The sequence below is a fragment of the Nocardia sp. NPDC050712 genome (assembly GCF_040654295.1).
Lineage (GTDB): Bacteria > Actinomycetota > Actinomycetes > Mycobacteriales > Mycobacteriaceae > Nocardia.
This window is the reverse complement of sequence record NZ_JBFAHT010000005.1, coordinates 259,641-280,696: the sequence shown is the minus strand read 5'-3', so window position 1 is coordinate 280,696 and position 21,056 is coordinate 259,641. Positions and strand designations below refer to the sequence as shown.

The following is a 21,056-nucleotide window of genomic DNA, read 5'->3' as shown; positions in this document are numbered from 1 at the left end:
GGCTCGCCTCGTGTTCGCGAGCGTCCACGATCTCGATGATCAGATCTCGCTGGAATTCGTTCGCCGATAAGGCGTCGGACAGGGCCGCGGTGCTCTGTTCTGGTCCACGCGCGCCGGGCGCGCCATCACTCGAGACGTAGGCGCGACCGGACAGTCCCGGTGTCCGCAGCGACGCCCGTCGATGGATTGTCACAGCGCGGCCGTCGCGATCCAGTGCGAACTCTTCGGTCATGTGCTCAGCTTTCGGGGGTCGGTGTGCGCAGCAGGGTGAGGCGCGGGTGACAAAAGGCGACGAAGGCGATCGCCGTCGGAGTAATAGCTTCCCGCTCGGCGACGGCCGCTCGGGTGTATCCGCTGCGCATACGCCGCAAGAGCTCGGCCACCGGCACCGGGGGCCGGCCGTACGCTCCGGCGTAAAATTGCCCGGCCAGCTCGGCCGCGGCGTGGTCATCGACGTTCCATAGCGGAGCGATGACGCCGATCGCACCGGTACGCAGCACCGCGACCGCGAAGCCCGCATAGCTGCCGAGGGTGGCGTCTCCGGCCCCGACCTCGCAGGCATTGAGGTAGACGAACGGCGTGGTGGTCCGGTTGCGAAACCCGCGCACCTGCAACGACGTCAGGTAGGACGGACTGAAGTCCGGTAGCGGGAATACCAGGCCGTCCTCCTCGGCGGAGCTGTCGTAGGCGCCGTGCATGGCGACGTGCAGCAGATCGACCGGCTCACGCCCGTCGAGACATTCGATGAGCTTCTCCCGGCTGGCCTCGATGGTGACCACCGGGCCGTGCAACTGGCGGAAGCGATCGGCCTCAGCGGTCGCGGCGGGCAGTGGCTTCCAGTTCAGTACACCCTCGTAATCGGCGGTGACGACCGCTTGCCGCGCAACGTGGTGCACCTGGCGGTTGATCGGCGAGGGTGTGTCCGCCGCAGTGAACGGCCACCGCGAGACCGCGATATGCGCGCCGAGAAACGGTGCGGCACCACCGAATTCGGTCCGGAGCGGTGGATCGAAGACCGCCAGCTCCCAGGGGACGAAGGCTTCTTCGGTCAGCAGCAACATGGTCGGCGCTTGCGACCGATCGGCGACCAGATCCCGCAGGATGGTTCGGACCCCGGCCGGTATCGCCTCGTGGATGACATCTCCGTAGCCCACGAGCTGGTCATAGACAGGTATGCCGGACAGCTTCCGCGCGCGGATGGCGCGCCGGGTGAAAGACGCGAAGTCCTTCGCGCCGGAGTCGATCCGACTACGCCGATTCCCATCGGACAGGCTGACATGACCGGCGAAGGGGTAGGCATCCCAGACGTAGGTGTCGGGTTCGTCCGCGCGAAAGACGACAAGCACCAGATCGGGTGGTCCGCTGTGCAGCAGGGGCGCCAGATCGAGCAGTTGATGGGCCGGCCGGCCACGTTGGTTACGGCCGACGATTTCGTTCACCGAACCGACCACTTCGATCGTCCGGGAGGCGATGCCGATGATATTGCCGTGATGGCGGTACAGCACCCGCAGTGTCCGTTCGGCCGTGAGATGCGGGTCGGTCTGCGGGGTGAGCCGGACGACCTGGGAGGGAAATGGTTCTTCCGCGGAGACTTTCAACGAAATCGTGGTCGGCCCGTCGACCGTGAACGATCGCGGATCGAACAGGACTTCGGCCTCGAGCACGAGCGCGGGTTCGATCGCCGGGAAGTGGATTTCACCGGTGATCGACAGGGTCGGGTCGTAGTGCGGCGCCAGACCGACCCGGACGTCGACCGGTTTGCGGGCGAGCAGGAAGTCCCGCACTTCCAGGCGCGGATAAGCCCGATAGTCGCTGATCGGAATCTGGGCCGGATAACCATGAGTGCGGACATCATCTTGGTCGATCGGCCGGTCGCGTCCTTGTCTGCGGGGCCGCCGCAGACGCCACAGCCACGGTGGCATAGTGCCCACCTCCGGCATATCGCGGCCTGCTCCGGAGACGACGGTATCGTCACCGGAACCGCGCATACCCGTAGGTTCGGGCGGGCTACCCGACTCCGGCCAGGGATCCGCTGGGCCGAGCGCGCGTTGGAGGTCATGTGCGAATCTCGGGTCCTGCACGGCCATGTCAGTCAGTAGCCGGTGGACAGCCCGCCACGTGTGCTCGGAAACGCCCTCCGCACTCCGGGCTTCGATGATCAACTGCCGCAGTGCGGGGTCGGTTCGGAGTCTCGCCGAGACGGCGTAGTGCACCCGTCGGGCCAACTGCCGCAGGGTCACCGCGTCGTCCTCGTCCTCTTGGCTGGGGCGTCCCGTTTCGAACAGGATCAACAACTCGATGACGAGGTCCACCATCCACCCTCCTGTCGGTTCTTGCGCGTGATATCGCCTGCCGTCGACCACCATTACGGCTGACGCGTGTCCGAGCGCACGGCGTGTCGGGGTCGTCCTGAGCTGAGCCAAAACCCTCGCCCAACAACACAGAGCAGGCGGAAATGCCCTTCGCGAACGCCGCAGTACCGGATCAACGCACTGAAATGCCGAATTGAGTGTGGTGGATCGAGGCTCGACCGCAATCGAACCCTACTGCGCCAGTTGCCAGTCCGGCTCAGGTGTCAGAGGTTGTCGATCGCGGTACCTAGATCATCGCTGTAGCTCGACCAGCACAGAATCGGTTCGTCCGGGGTGGCCCGTTGACCCATGTACCACTCGCTGTCATCGACGCAGCGTGCGAGATACAGACCGGAAAAGTCCATGATGAGGTCGACATCCAAGGGGGCGCTCTGGCCGGGTCCGTTGGGGGCTAGATACACCGGCGTGCTCGGGTCCACCAACCGTGCCGCGTTGTCCTGAGAGCGTTGCCGCACATCTCCAATGGTCCAGCCGGCTGGAAGTGACGTGTTGTCGTCGGCGTTCTCCGTGCTCACCACGAATATCCTGTCATTCCGCTTGTCGAGCGATCCGCGCGTATTCGGCGAAATTGGACGCGGTGCGCGATGCCCCGACGGCGCTGCCCATTTCGTGTCCGCGCGGCGGCTGACATCTGCACGGTCAACTCCCGTCAGCGGCCGGTGAACTAACTTCCTCCGGCACACCCAGAATCTGCCATAGCCTTGAAGCATGACTTCATCCGAACCGGTACGGCCCCGCAACGTTCCGAAGGGCTGGCACCCTTGTGCCTCCTGTGACGCCACCGGCGACATCATGCTCGCGCCACGTCACCGCACAGACCCACCGCGATACCAGCAATGCAACTCCTGCGACGGGATCGGGTGGCGCCGCCCGGACCGCGTGGTGCACGAGTCGCCCGGCGTCCAGGGCAAGTACTACTCCGGCCGGTAACGTGGCCGTCCAGCGTTCATCCATAGGAATCTCGACGACAGCAGCTCGCAGGCATCCGCGCACCCGGCCGTCGATCGGCCGGGTACTTGTCCGAATTCAGCTCACTTGGTACTCCGCGCTGCACTCGCCGTTGGTGTAATTCTGGCCCTCGCCGTGGTTGAAGACGTTCAGGTTCAGCAGGATTCGGCCGGGCTTGGTCTCCAGGCCGGTGATGGTCAACGTGTTGTCGGGGCCTTTCACCTGGGCGGAGGTGTCTCCCACCCCGCTCCTGCCGGTGTCGAGATTCGCCCAGTTGACGGAGAACTTCTGGTCATAGGCGAAATCGGTGCCCGCGTTGGTGTGCAGCTTCAGATCGATCGAACCGTTGGCGGAGATCGCGAAGACTTCGCTGGAAGCCGGAGTCTGGAACGGTTCTACCGGAACGGGGTAACTCATTGTGCATACCGGGGCCGCTGGATCATTCGGGGCAGCGAAGGCGGCGGGCGCGCCCGCGGCGGTTACTGCGAGGCCGGCGATAGCGGCGATCCGTAGTAGGGCCGAGCGGGTACCTGATTTCATCGAACCGTCCCATCAAACATCGAGATGTACTGGATGAACATGGTTGCCGTGCTAATGAACAGCGGTCGGCGCCGGCAATCGACAACAGCCTAGCGACGGGAGCGGAAGCGCACCAACATGCCTGCCACCTGACTGTGCTCTACCAAAAGGGATCTCGATTAGCAAGACGTCAATATATCTGTGGCGCTGCATTTATCGCTAGAACGCGCCGAGAAGGCGGAATGTGTTGGCGAAGATCAGAAGTGCAGCCCGCAGAATCGCCCGGGTCGCGGCATGAGTGCGCACTCGGATTCGCTAGAGCCAGCTAAAGCGAGGTGACCGTGGAGTTGCCTCGAGGCGCGCCCTGCGGAGTTCGGCGACCTCATTTACGATCTTCGTGGCGATCACCGGGTCGCGCAGTTGTCCCACGATTGGAATCGTCTTGCACTTCTCGAAGATCGCTACAGGGCTCGCCACCGCGGGCGCTGCTGTTCTGTTCGCCGCCCCCGCCTCGGCATTGCCGTCGGCAGAGCTTCAGCCGGTCGCGGGCCCCCACAACTACGGCCTGTTACAGGACGCGCATTTCGGGTTCCTGCTCGTCCAGCGGGATGGCATTGAGGTGCTTCCCGGCATCATCGCGGATTTCCCGAGCATTACCGCGGGTGGTCATGCCGTCTGCGAAGTGCTCGCGAGCGGGATATCGAAGCACGATCTGGTCGAGTTCATGAGCGGCGAGCCAGGCGAGTACGGCTCGGCGATGGCCTTCGTGAACGCCGCCGAGACTGCCTATTGCCCCGGCTGATGCCGGTGCATGGCCGGCTCGCCCTGACGCTGAGTGAGGTGGCCAGTACCAACCGCGTGGAAGATCAACCGGCCGGCAGCTTCTGGCGCCGAACGCACGCACGATAGTGCCGAATACCGGGCAACTATCGCCCGCGGGATGACCGGATTTCAGACAGGGCGGCTAGATTGGTTTCGATTGGTAGGGGGTCTGGTGGACGGTCTTTTCGCGGGTACCGCGTGGCATTACGCGCGCTACCGGCCGGGCTATCCGCGAGAGTTCCTCGACCAGATCATCGCCACATTCCGTCTCGACAGAAGTCGTCGAGTCCTCGATCTAGGTTGTGGCACAGGCCAATTGACCGTGCCCCTGGCCAAGACAGCACGTGAGGCAGTCGGGGTGGATCCCGAGCCGGATATGCTGATCGAGGCCGCGGAGTACGCCGACCGCGCTGGCGTCACGAATGCGATCTGGATAGAAGGTAGTTCGGCGAATCTGCCAACCGGACTGGGTCGATTCGACGTCGTCACCATGGGCCGCTCGTTTCATTGGATGGATCGAGAGCAAGTGCTCGCCGGCCTCAGCGGGATGGTCGAGGACGACGGCGGTCTGGTGATCGCCAACGACAGTTGCCTCGTGCGCCCGGTCACGGACTGGCAGCGAAGGCTCGAGGAGATCCAAAACCGTTTCGTGCCAACGAATGAGTCGCAGCGACCCAAGATATCCGACAACTACCTGTCCCATGACGCGGTACTGCGTCGCTCGGCGTTTCCGAAGGTAGATCGACGAGTCTACGAATTTCGGCGGCGGTGGACGATCGAGCAGGCAATCGGATATCTGTACTCGACCTCGCTGCCGCTACGGCGCCTGCTGGACGATCGCGAGTCCTTCGAGCAAGAGGCCACTCGCGCCCTGAGTTCGTTCTCCCCTGATGGACAGCTTTTCGAACCGGTAAGTCTGGAAGTCTTCGTGGCGACTAGGCGTTGAACGACTCTCCGCAACGCCGCGGAGCGCGCGATCCTGAGAGCTGCGGCGCCGGCCGAGGAACACACTGATCTGCCGAGTGTCGTGCGTTCGCCGCATCAGATGCCGCGTACATATGGCACCAGGTCCTTTCTCCCCCATGGTTTTCGGGACTCTCGGCGGTGGTTGTGCGCTGGCATTCTGGGCAGGTGTCAGATCATGATCAAGTTCAGGTTCCTGCCCGGTACGCGCGGGTCAATGCGTGGGTCATCAGTGTCGATACCGATGCCGAAGTGCGGTTTCTGACCGAGGTGTTCGCGGCGATCGAAACGCCCGGGTCGCGGATGCCCGATCCCGACGGGGATATCGGGCACGTCGAAGTCGAGCTGGATGACAGCGTCATCATGTTGTTCGATGCCAAACCGGGTTGGCCGTCGACGCCGTCGCATTTGCGTGTTTATGTCTCGAGTGTCGAGGAGAGTGTCGACCGGGCCGTGGCGGCGGGGGCGCGGGTGGTCACTCGGCCGACGTTGCTGGCTTTCGGTGAACGTGTTGCCCGGGTGCGGGATCCGCAGGGGCACCTGTGGTGGTTGCAGGAGCGGGTGGAAGAGGTTGCGCCGGAAGAGCTGGTCGCGCGGTTCGCCGAGCCGGCGGCGTTCGAGGCGATGGGGTATGTGCAGGTGAGTCTGCGGGAGGAGATGTCGGCACGAAACCTGGCTGGAGAGTAGGACTCCGGTAGTCCCGCCGAAATCCGGGTTCCGGAGCGGCTGCACAGATGCCACCGAGACGTCCGCACGTGCCGCGTGGCGCGCGTTGGTCGGCGGATCAGAAGGCTTGGCTGGTATAGCTTCCCGACACGCTCGCGGACGCCCTCTTCGTCAATGACAGTGCGAATACGGCGAGCAGGGTGCATAGGGTCATTCCGATGAACAGGGGAACGGCGGAGTGCTCGCCGGCGATGCCCATGAGTGGAACCACGGTTGCGCCGAGAACGTACTGCAACGCGCCCAGCAGGGCCGAACCCGTTCCGGCCGCGTGGGGCACGCGCTCGAGCGCGAGCCCGGGGGCGGTGGCGAAGACCAGGCCGAGGCCGATGAATCCGACGCCGACGAGGCCGAGGACCCATGCCCGGGTGAGTTGCCCGGTGAGGGTGATCAGCAAGGCGGAAGCGCTGGATGTCAGCAGGATGGCCAGTCCGATGCGCAGCAGCAGCCGCGGGTGGTAGCGACCGACTAGGCGGCTGGTGATCAGGGTGGAGGCGGTGGCGGTGAGCGCGCCGATCGAGAAGACGGTCGACGCGACGCTGACGCTGAAACCGAGAACGTTCTGCAGGAGGAACGGCGAAGCGGAGATGTAGCAGAAGAGGGCAGCGGTGGCCAGGCAGAAGGCGAAGGTGTGGCCGAGGTAGGAGCGGTCGGCGAGGACGGAGACGACGACTTTCAGAGTGTTGCCGTCGCCTTCGGTGTGGCGGCGATCGACGGGGAGGGTCTCGGGCACGAACCACACCGCGGCCAGGAACATGAGCGCGGAGGTGCCCGCGAGCACCCAGAACACCGCGCGCCATCCGCCCGCGCCCTCGACGACGAACCCACCGGCGAGGGGCGCCACGATGGGGGCGATGCCGCCCAATCCCATCAGCAGGCCGAAGAGCTTCGCGGCGACGGCGCCGGTAGCGATGTCGGTGACCACGGCTCGGCCCACGACCACCCCGGCCGCGCCGGTGAACCCCATGACGAACCGCAGGCCGAGCAGCACCTCGATCGAGGGGGCGACAGCGCACAGCGCGGTGGCCAGGGTGCAGATCCCGACTCCGAGCAGGATCGTCCCGCGTCGTCCGTAGCGATCGGAGAGGGTGCCGAGCACCAGCTGCCCGGCCGCCAGGCCGACGAGGAACGCGGTGAGGGTGAGTTGGACACCCGCGGCATCTGTGCCCAGCTCGCGGGCCATCGCGGGAAAGCCCGGTAGATACATATCGGTGGACAAGGGCACTACGAACGACAGCAAGGCGAGTGTCGTGGTCAGCGCGGCCGATGGGGAGGCAGGGGTGGCCAACGTGGCTCCTTGGTGAGATAGGTACAAATATATATCTATATCTACTGCTAAGCTTGGGTATGCGCAAGACCGACTCCGCAGCCGACCACGAGGTCCTGAAGCGCGAGGCCTTAGAGCTGACCCCAGCGCTCTACGCGCTCGCGCGGGTCCTGCGATTTCGCGGGGTGGCCGAGGCGGAACTGCCGTCGCTGGCTCCCTCGGAGCTCGAAGTGCTGCGGTACGTGCTCGACGCACCCGGCACAGGGACGCGAGTGCTCGCCCAGGAACTGGGCCTGCATTCCAGCAATGTCAGCGCCGTGGTGCGCGGACTCGTCGCGCTCGGCCTCGTCCGCCGCGAGACCGATCCGCGTGACCGCCGTGCCGTGCGGCTGTATCCCACGCGGGACGCCGAGCACGGCATGGCGCTGATCGAGGACGCTTGGGCGGGCATCGTCGCCGACGGGATCGCCGTGCTGACTCACGATCAGCGGATCGCCTTGGCGGCCGCGGTGCCTGCGCTGCGCACGCTCGGTGCCGCTCTGCGGGAACGCCGCACGGCTCACGGTTGACCGACTTCTCGTCGAGCGAGTTCACTCGTAGGGATCCGCGACAACCTCGAGGTCACCGTGGCGGTCACCTCTCGACCGCGCTGACGGGAACCGCCGGATCACTGCGGAGAGAACGGAGTTCATGATCTGATTCGAGGAGTGCTGGGCCGGGGCGGTCCAGTCTTCACGGAGAGGACCTGATGATGGCAAACCCCGAATTCGAGTTCTGTGAACAGTTGGTGCGAGACATCAGAGAGCAGCTCACTCCCGCTAGCACCGAGGAGGAGGTCAAACAACTGATGCTCGCTCTCGCTCAGTCCCAGGGCAGCTCGAGTGACGAGCGCACCGCTTTTGTCAACGAGAACTTCCAGGAGATGTACGACTTCATCGTCGACGAGATGGACCCGTCGCTGATCTGCCACGCCCTGGGTATCACCGAATAGTCCGAGTTCGACCGCCGCCGCGACCCGCGCGTTCGGAAGCCGCCAGCGCGGGCGCGGAGAGGATCAACAGGCCGATGGCTTCTGGCGTCGGCTGAACAACCGGCCGGCTGGTGTTGTGCCGATTCGTTAGTCGACAGGACCTCGGGCGGTCAGGACGGTCCTGAGCACGTGCTCGACCGCGGACTCGAACAACGCTCCCCGGAGCTCATTTCGTGCGGCCAGGGTGCGGGTGGCGAGGTCGAGTATCTGATCGGGGGTCAGGCGGCGCACTACCAGGGCGGCGATGTCTTCCAGATCGAGGTCGCTGTTCGCGTTATCCAGTCTGGTCAGCGCGAACGAGACGACGATTTCCTCGTCGGTCATTCTTCGCCTCCGCCGTTCGCTCGTTCGGCCACGCCGTGATTAGTCAGGCCCAATACTACGGCGTTGGTCGATAGAGGGTGATCGTGTGCTCGATGCACCGGGCGGTGAGTTCGGCATCGATTGGCTCCGCCGTCACCAGCAGTCTGAAGTACAGGGGCGCGGCCAGGGTTTCGAGGACCTCGCGTGCCTGCGCGGAGGGATCCCGCGACGCCGGCTAGTCAGGCTCAAGAGCGGAGCTCATCGCGGCGCACCTTCAGTCGCCGCTTCGATCCAGTTCGAGAACTCGCACGCGAGGTGCCGGCGATGGTCGGTGACCATTGCGGGCAGGATCGCTACCGGGAATTCGACGGTCAGTCGTGGGTGGAAACCTGTTGCGGTGTCACGGAATTGGTGCCGGACCCCACCAATCGCGCTGCCGTTCCGCGCCCGGGCCACTCAGGCTAACCGGTAACCAAATCGCCCCGGCCTCGGCCCGGCTGTGCGGAGTTCGGCGGCATCACGCCTAGTGTCACTGCGATGAGCACACGCTTCGAAGAACTCGGCTGGCAGCAGACTCCCATGGGCGAGATCAGTCTGCGTCGCCGATTCGAGCCGACGGCGCGCACCGATATCTATGAGGTCAAGCTCGGCGACGAGTACCTCATGTCGAGTTTGTTCACCGCCGCGGAGCGTGAGCTGTCGCGGCTGGGACTGGCGCGGACGCCCGGTGCGGATCTGGATGTCGTGGTCGGGGGGCTCGGCCTGGGTTACACCGCACGAGAAGCTTTGCTCGACAACAGGGTTCGGACGCTGACCGTCATCGAATACACCGATGCGGTCATCGACTGGCATCGGCGTGACCTGCTTCCCGATACCGTAGGGCTGGCCGCCGACAGCCGGGTCGAACTGGTCTGTGCGGACTTTTTCGCCGCCGCCGCGGGCACGACGGGGTTCGACCCGCAGCACCCGGGGCGCACCTACGACGCGGTCCTACTGGATATCGATCATTCGCCGCGCCACGTCCTGCATCACCCGCATACGGCCTTCTATACCGAGGCGGGGCTGCGAGCATTCGCGGAGCACATCGCACCGGGCGGCACTTTCGCCCTGTGGTCCGATGACGCGCCCGATGATGAATTCCTTTCGGTGCTCGGTGCCGTTTTCACCGACGTCGAGGCCGAAGAAGTGTTCTTCGACAATCCACTCACCCGGAGCCGGTCGACCAATACCGTCTATCTCGCGACTCGACACTGACGCGTACCGCGGAGACCGGGTCCAGGTTGTTCGGTCGCCGCGGTGACGGGTCAGGCGCCGCGCCGGGTGAACGGTTCGGCGAGTTGCGCCAGGTACTCGACGGGGTAATCCGGCTTGGCGGCCATGCCGAGATCATCGCTGGTGAAGCGGCGGGCCGGGTCGTAGCTGTGGGTGCGGAGCAGGTGGTCCCACAGCAGGGTGAACAGGCCGAAATTGACGTCGCCGATACCGGCCCACTTGAGGTGGTGGAAGCGGTGACCTTCGTTGAGCGCGAGGAAGTACTTCAGTGGGCCGACGCGGTAGTCGGTATTGGAGTGCTGGAGCAGTAGTTGGACGGCGACCGCGAGGGACAGGGCGGCGGCGACCGGAACGGGCAGGCCGAGCACGATCAACGGGGCGACACCGGCGGCCATTTCGATGGTCTGATGCAGGGGGTGTTTCATCAGGCCGTTGAGGCCGTAGAAGCGTTTGACGCTGTGGTGCACGGCGTGGAACCGCCACAGCACGGCGATCTTGTGGCTGGCGTAGTGGGTGAGAGTGACGCCCAGGTCGGCGACCAGGATCGCGATCAGCACCTGGATCACGAAAGGTAGTGCGGTGGGCCAGATTCCGTCACCCGGGGCAAGAGCGGCCAGCAGCGGGATGACGGCGACGCTGGCCAGGATCAGGGTTTCGTTGACGAAGGTGTGCGCCGTGTCGCGCTGCACGTCGCCGTGGGAGTTGTTCCACGCCTGCTCGTATGGCAGGAAACGTTCGGCGGCGAAGGACAGGGCGATCGCGACGACGAGCAGCCCGAGGAGCCAGAGTTTGTTCGCGCCGGACGCCGCCAGGGCGACGCCGGCGCCGTTGACGCCGAGCAGCAGCAGCGGGGCGTAGCCGTAGCGGACGAGGGGTTGCAGGAGCTTGACCATGGTTTCAGCCTCGCCGGTGGGGGGCCGGCGGCGCTTGAAGAAATCTGCTGACCTCGAGTCAGGTCCGCCGGCCGGTCGCCTGCAAGGCCTCGGTCGGGGTGATGCCGAACAGGTCGCGGCAGGTGCGGGTGAGGTGGGCGCTGTCGGCGAAGCCCGCCGCGTGCGCCGCCTCGGTGAGCGAGGCGCCGGTCTGGACGGCGTCCAGGGCGCGCAGCAGTTTGGTCCAGCGCCGCCACGCCGCGTAGGGCAGTCCCATGTGCGCGGCGAAGATATGCGAGAGGCGGCTCGACGACAGTGCCACCTGATCCGCCATCTCTACCAATGAGGGTGGCCCGGAGGGGCTTTCAGTCGCCAAGCGGAGTGCGGCGGTCACCGCGGGATGAGAATCCGAGCGCGGACGTCTACTCGGCTCGCCGGAATTGCCGGAGCCCGAGATACGGGGGTCCGGGATTTCGGAGTCCGCTGCGCCGTGGCCGGTGCCCGACAGACCGGAACTCGGCAACCCGAGGCCAGGCATGTGCGGCCCCGGCCCGTCTGCCCCCGATGCGCTGAAACGGGGTGTGGCCGCGGCGATCCAACTCGCGACCTCGTCGGCGGGCAGGCCCTGCATGCGCGTGATGGCCGCTCGCCCGGCGACGCTGTCAGGGTCGAGATAGGCGAGCAGGCCCGTGCTGCCCGGGCCTGCGCGCACTTCGTGGCGGATGCCGGGCGGGATGATCGCGAGGTGCGCGGGCCTCGTGCGACCGGCGGCATCGGCGAGCACGACCCGTCCCCGCGTGACCAGCAGAACTTGGACCGCCGCATGCGAATGCGCCGCAGTGTCGCCGATATCCCCCGTGAACGCCATCAGGCCGGGTGTCAGGACGAGACCACCGGACCAGCGGGCGGCGGCGGGCGTTTCGACCATTGCGCGAGTTTATGTCCGGCACCCCCACCCCGCCCGCGCCGCGGGCCGGGACCGCCACCCCTCACCTCGCCCGCGCCGCGGGCCAACTCACCGCCCGGCCCGGCGCCTACTCGCCGCGACGCCGCGCACCGTACTGAGCACCGTGACCACCAGCACCGCCAGCAACTGCAAGAGATTCCAGGCGACCGGATCGGGCTCCGGCGGATCCTCCGGCAACACCCCCTTCGGAACTCGGGGTACCGCAACCAGATTCGGTGCTTCCACAACGGGCTCGGGTGCCGCGACCGGGATCGGCGCCGGCGTGGCCATCGGGGGTGGTTGCGCGGCGGGAAACAGCGGGCCGAGCTGGAGCGGGATGCCGGGCAGCGCGGGCATGCCGTCGAGGGGCCACAGCAGGCAGAGCAGCGCGCTACCGGTCACCGCGCTGCCGACCGCCGCGCTCCCGACCGCGGCGCTGCCCGTGCCGGAACCGCTGGAGCCCACGCCGATCAGCGCCGGCCCGATGACGCTGCCGAAGCCACTTCCGGACGCGCTGCCGGTGGCGCTGCCGAGAAAGATCAGCGCGCTGCCGGCGGCGAGGCCGGCCGCACATGCCGTTTTCACGCTTCCCGAATCCAGTGCCGGTGGCTCGGCGGGCACTTCGGCCACAACTTCCGGTTCACTCTCGAGTGCGAGGACCGGTGCGGGGATCGGGATGGATGCGGGTGCGCCGCCGGCGCTGCCCGTCCCGATCCGCACCGGCGCCGCACTCGGCCCCAGGCCCAGTTCGGTTCCGTCGATCGCGCTCCCGGTCTCCGCGGAGCCCGATTCGACACTGCCGGTGACGATCTCACCGACCCAGGGCGGCAGCGGATCGGCCGCCACGGCCGCCGGCGCACCGGCCAGCAGTACCGCGGTGAGCGGCAGGAGGGTCAGTGCTCTGCTGTGCGCCATCTCGATCACCGCCAGGTGATCTGCTGGAAGCGCGAGAGCGCGAGTTCGTAGGCGACTTTCGAGACGGTGTTCGCGCCGCCGAACGGCCGGTCCAGCCCGTAGATCGCGACGATGGTCACGCCGAGCACGATGCCGAGCAGCCCGGTCATCACCACGCTGCGCCGGGTGACCAGCACGCCGGACAGCACCGCGCTGAACAGCAGCAGGATCGCGCTGAACCACAGGGCGAAATAGAGGAATCCGGGCATCTCGAGGCTCGCATCCAGCGCACGGTCGTGGCGGGCCTGCTCGACCGCGTCGAGACCGGCGATCACGCTGTCGCGCACGTCGGAGACATCGGGGTCGGTCGTTTGCATCCCCGAGACGGTGTCGCGAGCGTCATCGAGGGTGTCCTGGGCCGATTGACTCAGCCGGCTCTTCTCGTCCATGACCGACCACTCGTCTCCGACGACCTCCTGGGTGTAATCGCGGACCAGGCCCTGCACCCGGTCGTGTTCGGGCGCGGGCAATTCGTCGGCGGACTGGTAGACCTCGACGAGCGCCTTGGATTCCGCGACGGTGTGATTGTGCGCATTGTCGTATTGCTGCCAGCAGATCACCACGACGAACGCGGCGACGGCGATGAACAGCGTGTTGATCAGATCGACGACCACGGTGCCCGACCCCTCGTCCTGGCACCATGATTTCGGCCGAAGCCGGTCTCCTACAAGAAATATGACGAGTGCCGCGATCCCGAGAACAACGGGCACAAGCAATTGCCAAACCAAATCGTTCACCATGACACATGCCCTTTTATCTCGAAAAGGATCCCCGGACGGTTGACGGCGAAATATTCGAATAACAGACAGCTCAGTGCAATTCAGGCGCTGTCTGATGATATTCGGCCGAATCCGTTGCAGCAGCGGATTGTCGAAAGATTGATCAACTTCGTTTGGATGGTTGCGACACGTAATCGATTGGGTCAACAGTAGATAACTACGGGGTGCGTTCGAGCCTGGTCCAGCCAGTCCAGCCACGATCGCGCAACAACTCGAGCAGGCGCCGGGCCGCGGGCCAGGTGTCGAACACCAGCGTGTCCAGCAACTCGACGAGCGCGGACTCGATACCGCCGCCGACGTAGTCCGCGCCCTGTTCCTCGGCCAGCCGAGTGAGGTAGGCCGCCATGGTGTCGGCCAGCCGCACCAGCTCCGGGCCCTCCGCGTTCCGGTCCAGGACGCTGCCCAGCGTCAGGTAGAAGTCGAGCAGTTGCGGCTCGGCGAGCTGGGCGCGCTTGCGAGCGATCAACGCGGGCACCAGGTCCGGCGCGTGCGCGGCCAGGGGAATCCAGCCGTCGCGTTCGACCTCGACGATCCGCTCGTCGACCCCGAGCTCGCGCAACCGATCGAGGAACTCGACGATCTCCGGCGGCAGCGCCAGGCTGTCCCCGGCGGCGAGGCGGGCGATCCGCTCGCGGTGGCGCCGGCGTTCCCGGATCTCCGCGCGCAACCGCTCATCGATCTCGGCGATGGCCGCGGCGAACTCGTCCGGCCCGGCGCGGAGCAACTCCCGCACGCGGGCCAGCGGGACACCCGCCTGCGCCAGGGTCTTGATCCTGATCAGTTCGACCACGGCGCCGGCGTCGTAGGCGCGGTACCCGGATCGGTCCCGTTCCGGTTCCGGCAGCAGCCCTTTCGCGTGATAGTGGCGCACCGCCCGGACCGTCACGCCGGCGTAGGCCGCCAGTTCCCCGATCGTCAACACCGAACCAGCCTCCTACAGGTCGCGCAGGATCTGTGCGATCTCGGGAGCGTGGGTGAGAACCAGTCCGTGGCTCGCGTCGAGCCAGACCGGGGTGAGACGCGGTCGCGCCGCGACCAGTCGGTCGATCCCGGCCCGCCAGAGCCGGTTGTGCCGCGGCACCCGGCCGTCCGCGCTGTCGCCGGCCATCGCGGTCGACGCGATCAGGTGGATCGGGCAGTCGATCCCGCGGTACCGCGTAAGCAGTTCCGCCCGCAGGACATCCAGCTCGAGATTGAGATCGAGGATCTGCTGTGCGGTGAGCAGCACTTGGCGCTCGGTCCCCCGGTGGGTCTCGTGCCAGCGTGCCGCGTCCGCCCACAGCGTCCGGAACTGCGGGAGGTCGAGGTCAGTGATGAACGGTTCGGGGATCGGATTCGCCCCGTCGATCAGCACCAGCTCAGCGACCGGATGCGCGGCGGCGTAGTGCACGATCAGGTCCGCCCCGAGCGAATGACCGGCGAGTATGGGGGCCGCGGGCGTCTGCGGGCTCGCCAGCACCGCGGTGAGATCGGCGAGAAAGGCCGCGAAGTTGTAGGTCGCGGCGGCCGAGGACATTCCGTGGCCGCGCAGGTCGAAAGACAGCACATCGAAGTCGCGCCGCAACAGCGCGAGGAGTTCATGCAGTTCGGCCTGCGTCGAGGTCAGGCCGGGAACGAAGACCAGCGGCCGTCCCTGACCGCCGCGGGTCACCGGAATCGTGACGCCGTCGTGGTGAACCGTGAACTGCCGCACCGCAGGGCTTTTCGTAGTCATGTCCCCATGCTGCGGGGTTGACCCTGCGTCAAGGTCAACCCCGGGCATTCAGGCGGGAACCGGCTCCGGCTTCGGTTCCGGCTTCGGTTCGGGTTCGGCGGCCGTCAGCGGGGCCGCGGGCTGGTCGAACACCTCTTGATCGAGAATGCCCTCCCGCTTGGCGACCAGCACCGGCACCACCATCTGACCGGCGACGTTGGTCGCGGTGCGGATCATGTCCAGGATCGGGTCGATGGCCAGCAGCAGGCCCGCGGCCGCGAGCGGCAGGCCCAGGGTGGACAGCGTCAGGGTCAGCATCACGATCGCGCCGGTCAGGCCCGCGGTCGCCGCCGAGCCGACCACCGAGACGAAGGCGATCAGCAGATAGTCCTTGATACCGAGGTCGATGCCGCTGATCTGGGCGACGAAGATGGCCGCGACCGCCGGGTAGACCGCCGCGCAGCCGTCCATCTTGGTGGTCGCGCCGAACGGCACCGCGAAGGAGCCGTATTCCCGCGGGACACCGAGCCTTTCGATGGTGATCCGCTGGGTCAGCGGCATGGTGCCGATGGACGAGCGGGAAACGAACGCCAGCTCGAGCGCGGGCCAGGCCTTGGCGTAGAAGCGGACCGGGTTGACGCCGGCGGCGAAGCGCAGCAGCGCCGGGTACACCACGGCGAGCACGATGATGCAGCCGATGTAGATGGCCGCGGTGAAGGTGGCCAGCGGCCGGACCAGGTCCCAGCCGTAGCTGGCGACGGCCTTGCCGATCAGGCCGGCGGTGCCGATCGGGGCCAGCCGGATCACCCACCACAGCGCCTTCTGCACCAGTTGCAGCACCGAATCGGCGAGGTCCAGGAACGGCTTGGCGGCGTCACCGAGCTTCAGGGCGGCGATGCCGAAGACCAGGCCGAGGAACACCAGTTGCAGCACGTTGCCGTTGGTGAAGGCCCCGACCACGTTGGTCGGGATGATGCCGGTGAGGAAGTCGGTCCAGCCGCTCTTGTGCTCGGGCGCCTTCACCCCGGTCAGCGACAGCTCGACGCCGCGCCCCGGGTTGCTGATCAGGCCGAGCGTGATGCCGACGGCGACCGCGATCAGCGAGGTGCCCAGGAACCACAGCAGCGTGCGCCCCGCCAGCCGGGCGGCATTGGTGACGTGGCGCAGTCCGGCGACGCTGACCAGCACCGCGGTGAACACCAGCGGCGGCACCGCGAGCTTGAGCAACTGGACGAAGATGCTGCCGATCTGGGTCAGCGTGGTGGTGAGCCAGGCGGCGTCGGTGGCGCGGGCGATGAGGCCCGCGCCGATACCGACCGCCAGGCCGAGCAGAATCTGCACGCCGAACGACCAGCGCGCGGGATTGAGGGTGCGCGAAACAGGGGATGACATGGGAAAACTCCAAGCGGAACGGTACTGACCGGGCTACGGGCGCGGGTCAGCGACACAGGTGGGCGGCGAGGCGGCCCAGGTCTACGTGCAGCCTGGCGACCAGGTGCACCACCGTCACGGAGTAATTCATCGCGCTAAAAGGATAAAGGATTCATCCGACCAATTCCGCCCGGGTGCGTATTCTCGTCCGCCGCCGCTAGGGCGTGACGAGGGCGAAACCCGGATCCGGCTTGTCCAGCACAGTCTTCAGTTGCAGCAGCACCGCGCCGTTGCCCTCGATGGCGATGTCGCCCTTCCGCACCGCCGCCATCACATCGGCGCCGGCCAGAATGGTCCCGATCAGCGCGGCACGGGTCAGTGTGATGGTGGCGTCGGGCGCGGGCAGTCCGTCGCCCGCGAAGCGGTCGTAGTGGATCAACACGCCGTTGCGCAGTTCGACCCGGTGCACGCGATCGTTCTCGTCGCGGAACCGCCAGTCCGAGACCAGTCGCAGGTCCCAGGCCTTGGGGCCGTTGATGTAGAGCGACATGGCGTCGAAGGCCTGCACGACGGTGAGCGCGCCGAGCAGGCTCTTCGAGTTGGCCTGGGTGGGCGTGCCGAAGGAGCCGTTGCGCAGTTCGTGCGCGCCGCTGAGGAAGAAGTTGCGCCAGGTGGAGTTCTCGGAGCCGTAGCCGAGCTGTTCGAAGACACTCGCCTGGAGATCCTTGGCCTTCTTGCTGGACGGGTCGGCGAAGATCGCGTAGTTCGCCAGTTGCGCGGCCCATCGGTAGTCGCCTGCCGCGTAGGCCTTGTCCGCCTTGCGCAGCACCTCCGCGGTCCCGCCGAGCGCGTCGACGTGCCGTTTCGCGTTCTCGACCGGCGGATGCTCCCAGAGATGGGCGGGATTGCCGTCGAACCAGCCCATGTAGCGCTGATAGATGGCTTTGACATTGTGGCTGACCGAGCCGTAATAGCCCTGGGTGGACCAGTTCCGGGCGAGCTGCGGCGGTAGTTGCAGCTGTTCGGCGATCTCCGCGCCCACGTACCCCTGATTGAGCAGGCGCAAGGTCTGATCGTGCAGGTAGGCGTAGAGGTCGCGCTGCCGCGACAGGTATTCGACGATGGTGTCGGTGCCCCAGGTCGGCCAGTGATGGGAGGAGAAGACCAGATCCGATTGCCGGGCATACAGATTGATCGACTCGGTCAGGTACTGCGACCAGACGTGCGCGTCGCGGACCAGGGCGCCGCGCAGCGTCAGGATGTTGTGCATGGTGTGGGTGGCGTTCTCGGCCATGCACAGAATGCGCCGGTCCGGGAAATAGATGTTCATCTCCGAGGGCGCCTCGGTGCCCGGCGTGAGCTGGAACACCATGCGCACGCCGTCGACGGTCTCCTGCTGACCGGTGCGGGTGATGTCGCGGGTCGGCGCGATCAGGGAGACGGTGCCGACCGAGACGGTCTGCCCGAGCCCCGCACTGACCTGACCTTTCGGGCCCCGGGGTAGCGCGGCGCCGTACATATACGCCGCGCGCCGCGCCATCGCGGTGCCCGCGTAGACGTTCTCCGCCACCGCGTGCTCGACCAGACCTGCGGGCGCGAGGACCGGGCAGCGACCGGCCAGCGCGTCCGCGCTGGTGGTGACGCCCAGGGCCCCGCCGAAGTGGTCGACATGGGAGTGCGAATAGATCAGTCCGGTGACCGGCCGGTTACCCCGATGCGCGCGGTACAGGGCGAGACCGGCGGCCGCGGTTTCGGTGGAGACCAGCGGATCGATGACGACGACGCCGGTGTCGCCCTCGATCAGGGTCATGTTCGACAGGTCCAGGCCGCGGATCTGATAGAAGCCCGGCGCGATCTCGTAGAGGCCCTGCTTCACCGTCAGCTGGGATTGCCGCCACAGGCTCGGGTGCACCGAGTGCGGACAGGGGTCGCCCAGAAAATCGTAGGAGTCGTTGTCCCAGACGACTTTTCCGGTGGCATCGCGAACGACCCCGGGGTTCAGCGCGGCCAGGAAGCCGCGGTCGGCGTCGGCGAAGTCGGCGGTGTCGTCGAAGGGCAGCGTGGCGGCGGCGCGCTGGTTCGCCGCGGTGACGTGCTCGCTCGGATCGGTTTGCGTCGCCGCGGGGTTCACCTCTCCGGCCTCGTCGCATCCGCTCAGGCTCACGCCGATTCCGGCCGCCGCCAGGGCGGCCGCGCCGACCCCGAACACGCCGCGGCGGGACACCCCCGCGCGCCGCTCCTCCGCGTTTTCTCCCGGATCGCCGGTCATGAGTTCTCCCGTTTCGCACCGCAGCAATGTTCTGGTTACTGCAATCCTAGCACCTTATTGCAGTCACACTGCAATAGTGGTGTGACCTGCGCCTCCCTGATCGACCCGCCGCGCCCACTGCCCCTGACGACGCCCGCGCTGTGATCGGATGACAGGTATGACCGACGAAGGCACCCGGCGCCGGCGCAACCCCGAGCAGACCCGGGGTGTGATCATCGGCGCCCTGCTGGAGTTGTTGCACGAGGGCGATTTCCAGCCGACCACCAAATCCCTCGCCGCCCGCGCCGGCGTCTCCGAGCGCAACATCTTCGTGCACTTTCCCGGCCGCGACGAGCTCCTCGTCGCCGCGACGGACGCGCAATCGGAGAAGGTGGAGGCGCTCATCGCACGCCCGGATCCGGCCTGGCCGCTGACCCGGCGGGTGGACCTGGCGGTCGAGCAGAGCGCCGCGATCTACGCGCACCAGCGCAATCCGCGCCTGCTGGGGCTGCTCGCCTCCCCCGCGGTGCCCGGCATCGACGAGCGAATGCGACTGACGGACAAGCGGATCCGCGACGCCCTGGACGCGGCCTTCGCCCCGGAACTCGACGGGGACCCGGAACTGCTCGACCTGATCGATGCCGCCCTCGGCTGGCCGACCCGCCATCACCTCGTCGAACGGCGCGCACTCGGTACCGAGGCGGCCTCCGCCGCGATCCGCCGCACCCTGCTCGCCCTGCTCACCGCCGAGCGCTGAGCGGCGGCGCCGCGAGCGTTGCTACGAGAACGCTGACAGCGGACCGGAACCCAACCGGAATGCCGCCCCGGTTAGGGGTCTCGAAACCGAACCGATGAACCCAAAAGCCAGACAAGTAGTACATACTACTGCGTTGGGGGGCGGCAGATGCCCTTCAAAAGCTGGTAGATCGACACCTCAATCAGGGGCTTTATATGAGTGACTTGACCACGCGTACGCGAATCACCCACCGACTCCGGGTCGGTCGGCGGGGCATCGCGCCAGTCGTTTTGGCTGCGTCGATGTTCGCCGCGCTGGTGGCCGGATGCAACTCCTCCGAATCCTCCTCCTCGACCACCACGGCACCGCCGCCCTCGCAGCTGCCCGAGGGCAGCCAGCTCGTCTCGGAGTGCTCCAAGACCACCCAGACGCTGCAGTCGGTGCACATGGCACTGAACATCACCAACATCCCGAATCTTCCGATGGAGAAGATCGACGCGGGTGTCACCAATCAGCCACAGGGCCAGGGGGCGGCCCAGGGCGAAGCGAAGATCCGCACCAAGCCGGAAGCGGACTTCATCGAGGCCAAGTTCCTGGTCGTCGACAAGACGCTCTACGCGCTGACCGACGGCTCCACCTACACCAAGATCGGTCCGGCGGAGAAGATCTACGATCCGGGCGTCCTGCTGGACAAGGACAAGGGCCTGGCCAACGTCATCGCCCAGATCAAGAACGCGAAGGCCGAGGGCCGCGAGAAGATCGACGGCGTCGACACCGTCAAGGTTACCGGCACCATCAGCGGCTCGGCGATCGATCCGATCGTGCCGCGGGCCGGCGAGGGCATCGGCGATCTGCCGATCACCGTGTGGATCAAGGACGTCGCGCCGCCGACCACTTCGGCCACCCAGCTGCCGTCCACGGCCGCGTCGCCGGGCACCGGCCCGAACCTGATCCGCGCCATCGTGAAGAAGGACCAGGGTGAGATCAAGCTGACCCTGACCGATCACGGCAAGGCGGTCAACGTGCTCAAGCCCGGCAGCTGATTTTCGCCGACCGGGTTGTCAGGACCGGTCCGGGAGTGTGGGGGCGGCTTCGGCTGTCCCCTGCTTCCGGACCGGCTTTCCCGTTTTTGGGAGCGGTGCGTTGCGTTAACACCACTACCCAATCCTGCAACGCCTAAACCGGTTTAAGAGATTGTTCAGTGAGATGCAAGCAGCCGCACGGAAGATTCTGTCGTA

The 21,056-nt window shown here is 66.5% G+C and carries 22 protein-coding genes; 9 read left to right on the top strand and 13 right to left on the bottom strand.

Annotation, left to right across the window (positions count from 1 at the left end; genetic code table 11):
- Positions 1–236 precede the first annotated feature (236 nt).
- Both AB0H76_RS33950 and AB0H76_RS33945 read right to left on the bottom strand, forming a co-directional pair.
- Complete coding sequence (locus tag AB0H76_RS33950) at positions 237–1,922, bottom strand: CHAT domain-containing protein (protein ID WP_357331159.1); 1,686 nt, start codon at positions 1,920–1,922, stop codon at positions 237–239.
- 653 nt (positions 1,923–2,575) lie between these two features.
- The gene (locus tag AB0H76_RS33945; protein WP_357331158.1) at positions 2,576–2,887 is read right to left on the bottom strand and encodes a hypothetical protein; all 312 of its coding nucleotides are present in this window, start codon (positions 2,885–2,887) and stop codon (positions 2,576–2,578) included.
- Positions 2,888–3,080: 193 nt separating this feature from the next.
- Here AB0H76_RS33945 and AB0H76_RS33940 point away from each other — a divergent pair, with 193 nt between their 5' ends.
- Positions 3,081–3,302, top strand: a complete 222-nt coding sequence (locus AB0H76_RS33940) for a hypothetical protein (RefSeq protein WP_357331157.1) — start codon at positions 3,081–3,083, stop codon at positions 3,300–3,302.
- Positions 3,303–3,398: 96 nt separating this feature from the next.
- Here the strand turns inward: AB0H76_RS33940 and AB0H76_RS33935 are convergent, their stop codons facing one another.
- Positions 3,399–3,737, bottom strand: a complete 339-nt coding sequence (locus AB0H76_RS33935; protein ID WP_357331156.1) for a hypothetical protein — start codon at positions 3,735–3,737, stop codon at positions 3,399–3,401.
- 499 nt (positions 3,738–4,236) lie between these two features.
- Here AB0H76_RS33935 and AB0H76_RS33930 point away from each other — a divergent pair, with 499 nt between their 5' ends.
- The 3 genes from AB0H76_RS33930 (at position 4,237) to AB0H76_RS33920 (ending at position 6,311) form a co-directional block, all read left to right on the top strand.
- Positions 4,237–4,641, top strand: a complete 405-nt coding sequence (locus AB0H76_RS33930) for a DUF732 domain-containing protein (RefSeq protein WP_357331155.1) — start codon at positions 4,237–4,239, stop codon at positions 4,639–4,641.
- 192 nt (positions 4,642–4,833) lie between these two features.
- Positions 4,834–5,607 carry a class I SAM-dependent methyltransferase gene (locus tag AB0H76_RS33925; RefSeq protein WP_357331154.1) on the top strand — a complete coding sequence of 258 codons (774 nt, stop codon included), beginning with the start codon at positions 4,834–4,836 and terminating at the stop codon, positions 5,605–5,607.
- A 185-nt stretch (positions 5,608–5,792) separates the two neighbouring features.
- A complete protein-coding gene (locus AB0H76_RS33920) occupies positions 5,793–6,311 on the top strand; it encodes a VOC family protein (protein WP_357331153.1) in 519 nt (172 codons plus the stop codon).
- 97 nt (positions 6,312–6,408) lie between these two features.
- Here the strand turns inward: AB0H76_RS33920 and AB0H76_RS33915 are convergent, their stop codons facing one another.
- A complete protein-coding gene (locus AB0H76_RS33915; RefSeq protein ID WP_357331152.1) occupies positions 6,409–7,635 on the bottom strand; it encodes a multidrug effflux MFS transporter in 1,227 nt (408 codons plus the stop codon).
- A 59-nt stretch (positions 7,636–7,694) separates the two neighbouring features.
- On the opposite strand from AB0H76_RS33915, the gene AB0H76_RS33910 reads away from it, so the two are divergent.
- Together AB0H76_RS33910 and AB0H76_RS33905 are read left to right on the top strand one after the other, a co-directional pair.
- The gene (locus tag AB0H76_RS33910) at positions 7,695–8,183 is read left to right on the top strand and encodes a MarR family transcriptional regulator (RefSeq protein ID WP_357331467.1); all 489 of its coding nucleotides are present in this window, start codon (positions 7,695–7,697) and stop codon (positions 8,181–8,183) included.
- Positions 8,184–8,461: 278 nt separating this feature from the next.
- Positions 8,462–8,605 (top strand): hypothetical protein, encoded by a 144-nt coding sequence (locus AB0H76_RS33905; RefSeq protein WP_357331151.1) that lies wholly within the window; start codon positions 8,462–8,464, stop codon positions 8,603–8,605.
- A gap of 126 nt (positions 8,606–8,731) precedes the next feature.
- On the opposite strand, the gene AB0H76_RS33900 is transcribed toward AB0H76_RS33905, so the two are convergent.
- Entirely contained in the window at positions 8,732–8,968 is a 237-nt protein-coding gene (locus tag AB0H76_RS33900; protein WP_357331150.1) for a hypothetical protein, read from the bottom strand.
- Between the two features lie 516 nt (positions 8,969–9,484).
- On the opposite strand from AB0H76_RS33900, the gene AB0H76_RS33895 reads away from it, so the two are divergent.
- Positions 9,485–10,201 (top strand): spermidine synthase, encoded by a 717-nt coding sequence (locus tag AB0H76_RS33895; protein ID WP_357331149.1) that lies wholly within the window; start codon positions 9,485–9,487, stop codon positions 10,199–10,201.
- 50 nt (positions 10,202–10,251) lie between these two features.
- Here the strand turns inward: AB0H76_RS33895 and AB0H76_RS33890 are convergent, their stop codons facing one another.
- The 8 genes from AB0H76_RS33890 to AB0H76_RS33855 form a co-directional block, all read right to left on the bottom strand.
- Positions 10,252–11,112 carry a sterol desaturase family protein gene (locus AB0H76_RS33890; RefSeq protein WP_357331148.1) on the bottom strand — a complete coding sequence of 287 codons (861 nt, stop codon included), beginning with the start codon at positions 11,110–11,112 and terminating at the stop codon, positions 10,252–10,254.
- A 58-nt stretch (positions 11,113–11,170) separates the two neighbouring features.
- Positions 11,171–12,019: an AraC family transcriptional regulator gene (locus AB0H76_RS33885; protein ID WP_357331147.1), complete on the bottom strand. Its 849-nt coding sequence runs from the start codon at positions 12,017–12,019 to the stop codon at positions 11,171–11,173.
- Positions 12,020–12,106: 87 nt separating this feature from the next.
- On the bottom strand, positions 12,107–12,952 hold the full coding sequence (locus AB0H76_RS33880; protein ID WP_357331146.1) for a hypothetical protein: 846 nt from the start codon (positions 12,950–12,952) through the stop codon (positions 12,107–12,109).
- Positions 12,953–12,957: 5 nt separating this feature from the next.
- Positions 12,958–13,605: a DUF4239 domain-containing protein gene (locus AB0H76_RS33875; protein WP_357331145.1), complete on the bottom strand. Its 648-nt coding sequence runs from the start codon at positions 13,603–13,605 to the stop codon at positions 12,958–12,960.
- A 322-nt stretch (positions 13,606–13,927) separates the two neighbouring features.
- Complete coding sequence (locus AB0H76_RS33870) at positions 13,928–14,692, bottom strand: MerR family transcriptional regulator (RefSeq protein ID WP_357331144.1); 765 nt, start codon at positions 14,690–14,692, stop codon at positions 13,928–13,930.
- Between the two features lie 12 nt (positions 14,693–14,704).
- Complete coding sequence (locus tag AB0H76_RS33865) at positions 14,705–15,484, bottom strand: alpha/beta hydrolase (protein WP_357331143.1); 780 nt, start codon at positions 15,482–15,484, stop codon at positions 14,705–14,707.
- A gap of 48 nt (positions 15,485–15,532) precedes the next feature.
- A complete protein-coding gene (locus tag AB0H76_RS33860) occupies positions 15,533–16,855 on the bottom strand; it encodes a dicarboxylate/amino acid:cation symporter (RefSeq protein WP_357331142.1) in 1,323 nt (440 codons plus the stop codon).
- 196 nt (positions 16,856–17,051) lie between these two features.
- Complete coding sequence (locus AB0H76_RS33855; protein ID WP_357331141.1) at positions 17,052–19,103, bottom strand: alkyl sulfatase dimerization domain-containing protein; 2,052 nt, start codon at positions 19,101–19,103, stop codon at positions 17,052–17,054.
- Positions 19,104–19,260: 157 nt separating this feature from the next.
- Between AB0H76_RS33855 and AB0H76_RS33850 the strand changes: the two genes are divergently transcribed.
- A complete protein-coding gene (locus AB0H76_RS33850) occupies positions 19,261–19,839 on the top strand; it encodes a helix-turn-helix domain-containing protein (protein ID WP_357331140.1) in 579 nt (192 codons plus the stop codon).
- Between the two features lie 281 nt (positions 19,840–20,120).
- Positions 20,121–20,861, top strand: a complete 741-nt coding sequence (locus AB0H76_RS33845) for an LppX_LprAFG lipoprotein (RefSeq protein WP_357331139.1) — start codon at positions 20,121–20,123, stop codon at positions 20,859–20,861.
- Positions 20,862–21,056 lie beyond the last annotated feature (195 nt).

Excerpts from the sequence above, each read along its gene's own strand:
- AB0H76_RS33950 (WP_357331159.1), bottom strand. The coding sequence starts at position 1,922 with ATGCCACCGTGGCTGTGGCGTCTGCGGCGGCCCCGCAGACAAGGACGC.
- AB0H76_RS33940 (WP_357331157.1), top strand. The coding sequence starts at position 3,081 with ATGACTTCATCCGAACCGGTACGGCCCCGCAACGTTCCGAAGGGCTGG.
- AB0H76_RS33935 (WP_357331156.1), bottom strand. The coding sequence starts at position 3,737 with ATGAGTTACCCCGTTCCGGTAGAACCGTTCCAGACTCCGGCTTCCAGC.
- AB0H76_RS33910 (WP_357331467.1), top strand. The coding sequence starts at position 7,695 with ATGCGCAAGACCGACTCCGCAGCCGACCACGAGGTCCTGAAGCGCGAG.
- AB0H76_RS33905 (WP_357331151.1), top strand. The coding sequence starts at position 8,462 with ATGCTCGCTCTCGCTCAGTCCCAGGGCAGCTCGAGTGACGAGCGCACC.
- AB0H76_RS33900 (WP_357331150.1), bottom strand. The coding sequence starts at position 8,968 with ATGACCGACGAGGAAATCGTCGTCTCGTTCGCGCTGACCAGACTGGAT.
- AB0H76_RS33895 (WP_357331149.1), top strand. The coding sequence starts at position 9,485 with ATGAGCACACGCTTCGAAGAACTCGGCTGGCAGCAGACTCCCATGGGC.
- AB0H76_RS33890 (WP_357331148.1), bottom strand. The coding sequence starts at position 11,112 with ATGGTCAAGCTCCTGCAACCCCTCGTCCGCTACGGCTACGCCCCGCTG.
- AB0H76_RS33885 (WP_357331147.1), bottom strand. The coding sequence starts at position 12,019 with ATGGTCGAAACGCCCGCCGCCGCCCGCTGGTCCGGTGGTCTCGTCCTG.
- AB0H76_RS33880 (WP_357331146.1), bottom strand. The coding sequence starts at position 12,952 with ATGGCGCACAGCAGAGCACTGACCCTCCTGCCGCTCACCGCGGTACTG.
- AB0H76_RS33865 (WP_357331143.1), bottom strand. The coding sequence starts at position 15,484 with ATGACTACGAAAAGCCCTGCGGTGCGGCAGTTCACGGTTCACCACGAC.
- AB0H76_RS33860 (WP_357331142.1), bottom strand. The coding sequence starts at position 16,855 with ATGTCATCCCCTGTTTCGCGCACCCTCAATCCCGCGCGCTGGTCGTTC.
- AB0H76_RS33855 (WP_357331141.1), bottom strand. The coding sequence starts at position 19,103 with ATGACCGGCGATCCGGGAGAAAACGCGGAGGAGCGGCGCGCGGGGGTG.
- AB0H76_RS33850 (WP_357331140.1), top strand. The coding sequence starts at position 19,261 with ATGACCGACGAAGGCACCCGGCGCCGGCGCAACCCCGAGCAGACCCGG.
- AB0H76_RS33845 (WP_357331139.1), top strand. The coding sequence starts at position 20,121 with ATGTTCGCCGCGCTGGTGGCCGGATGCAACTCCTCCGAATCCTCCTCC.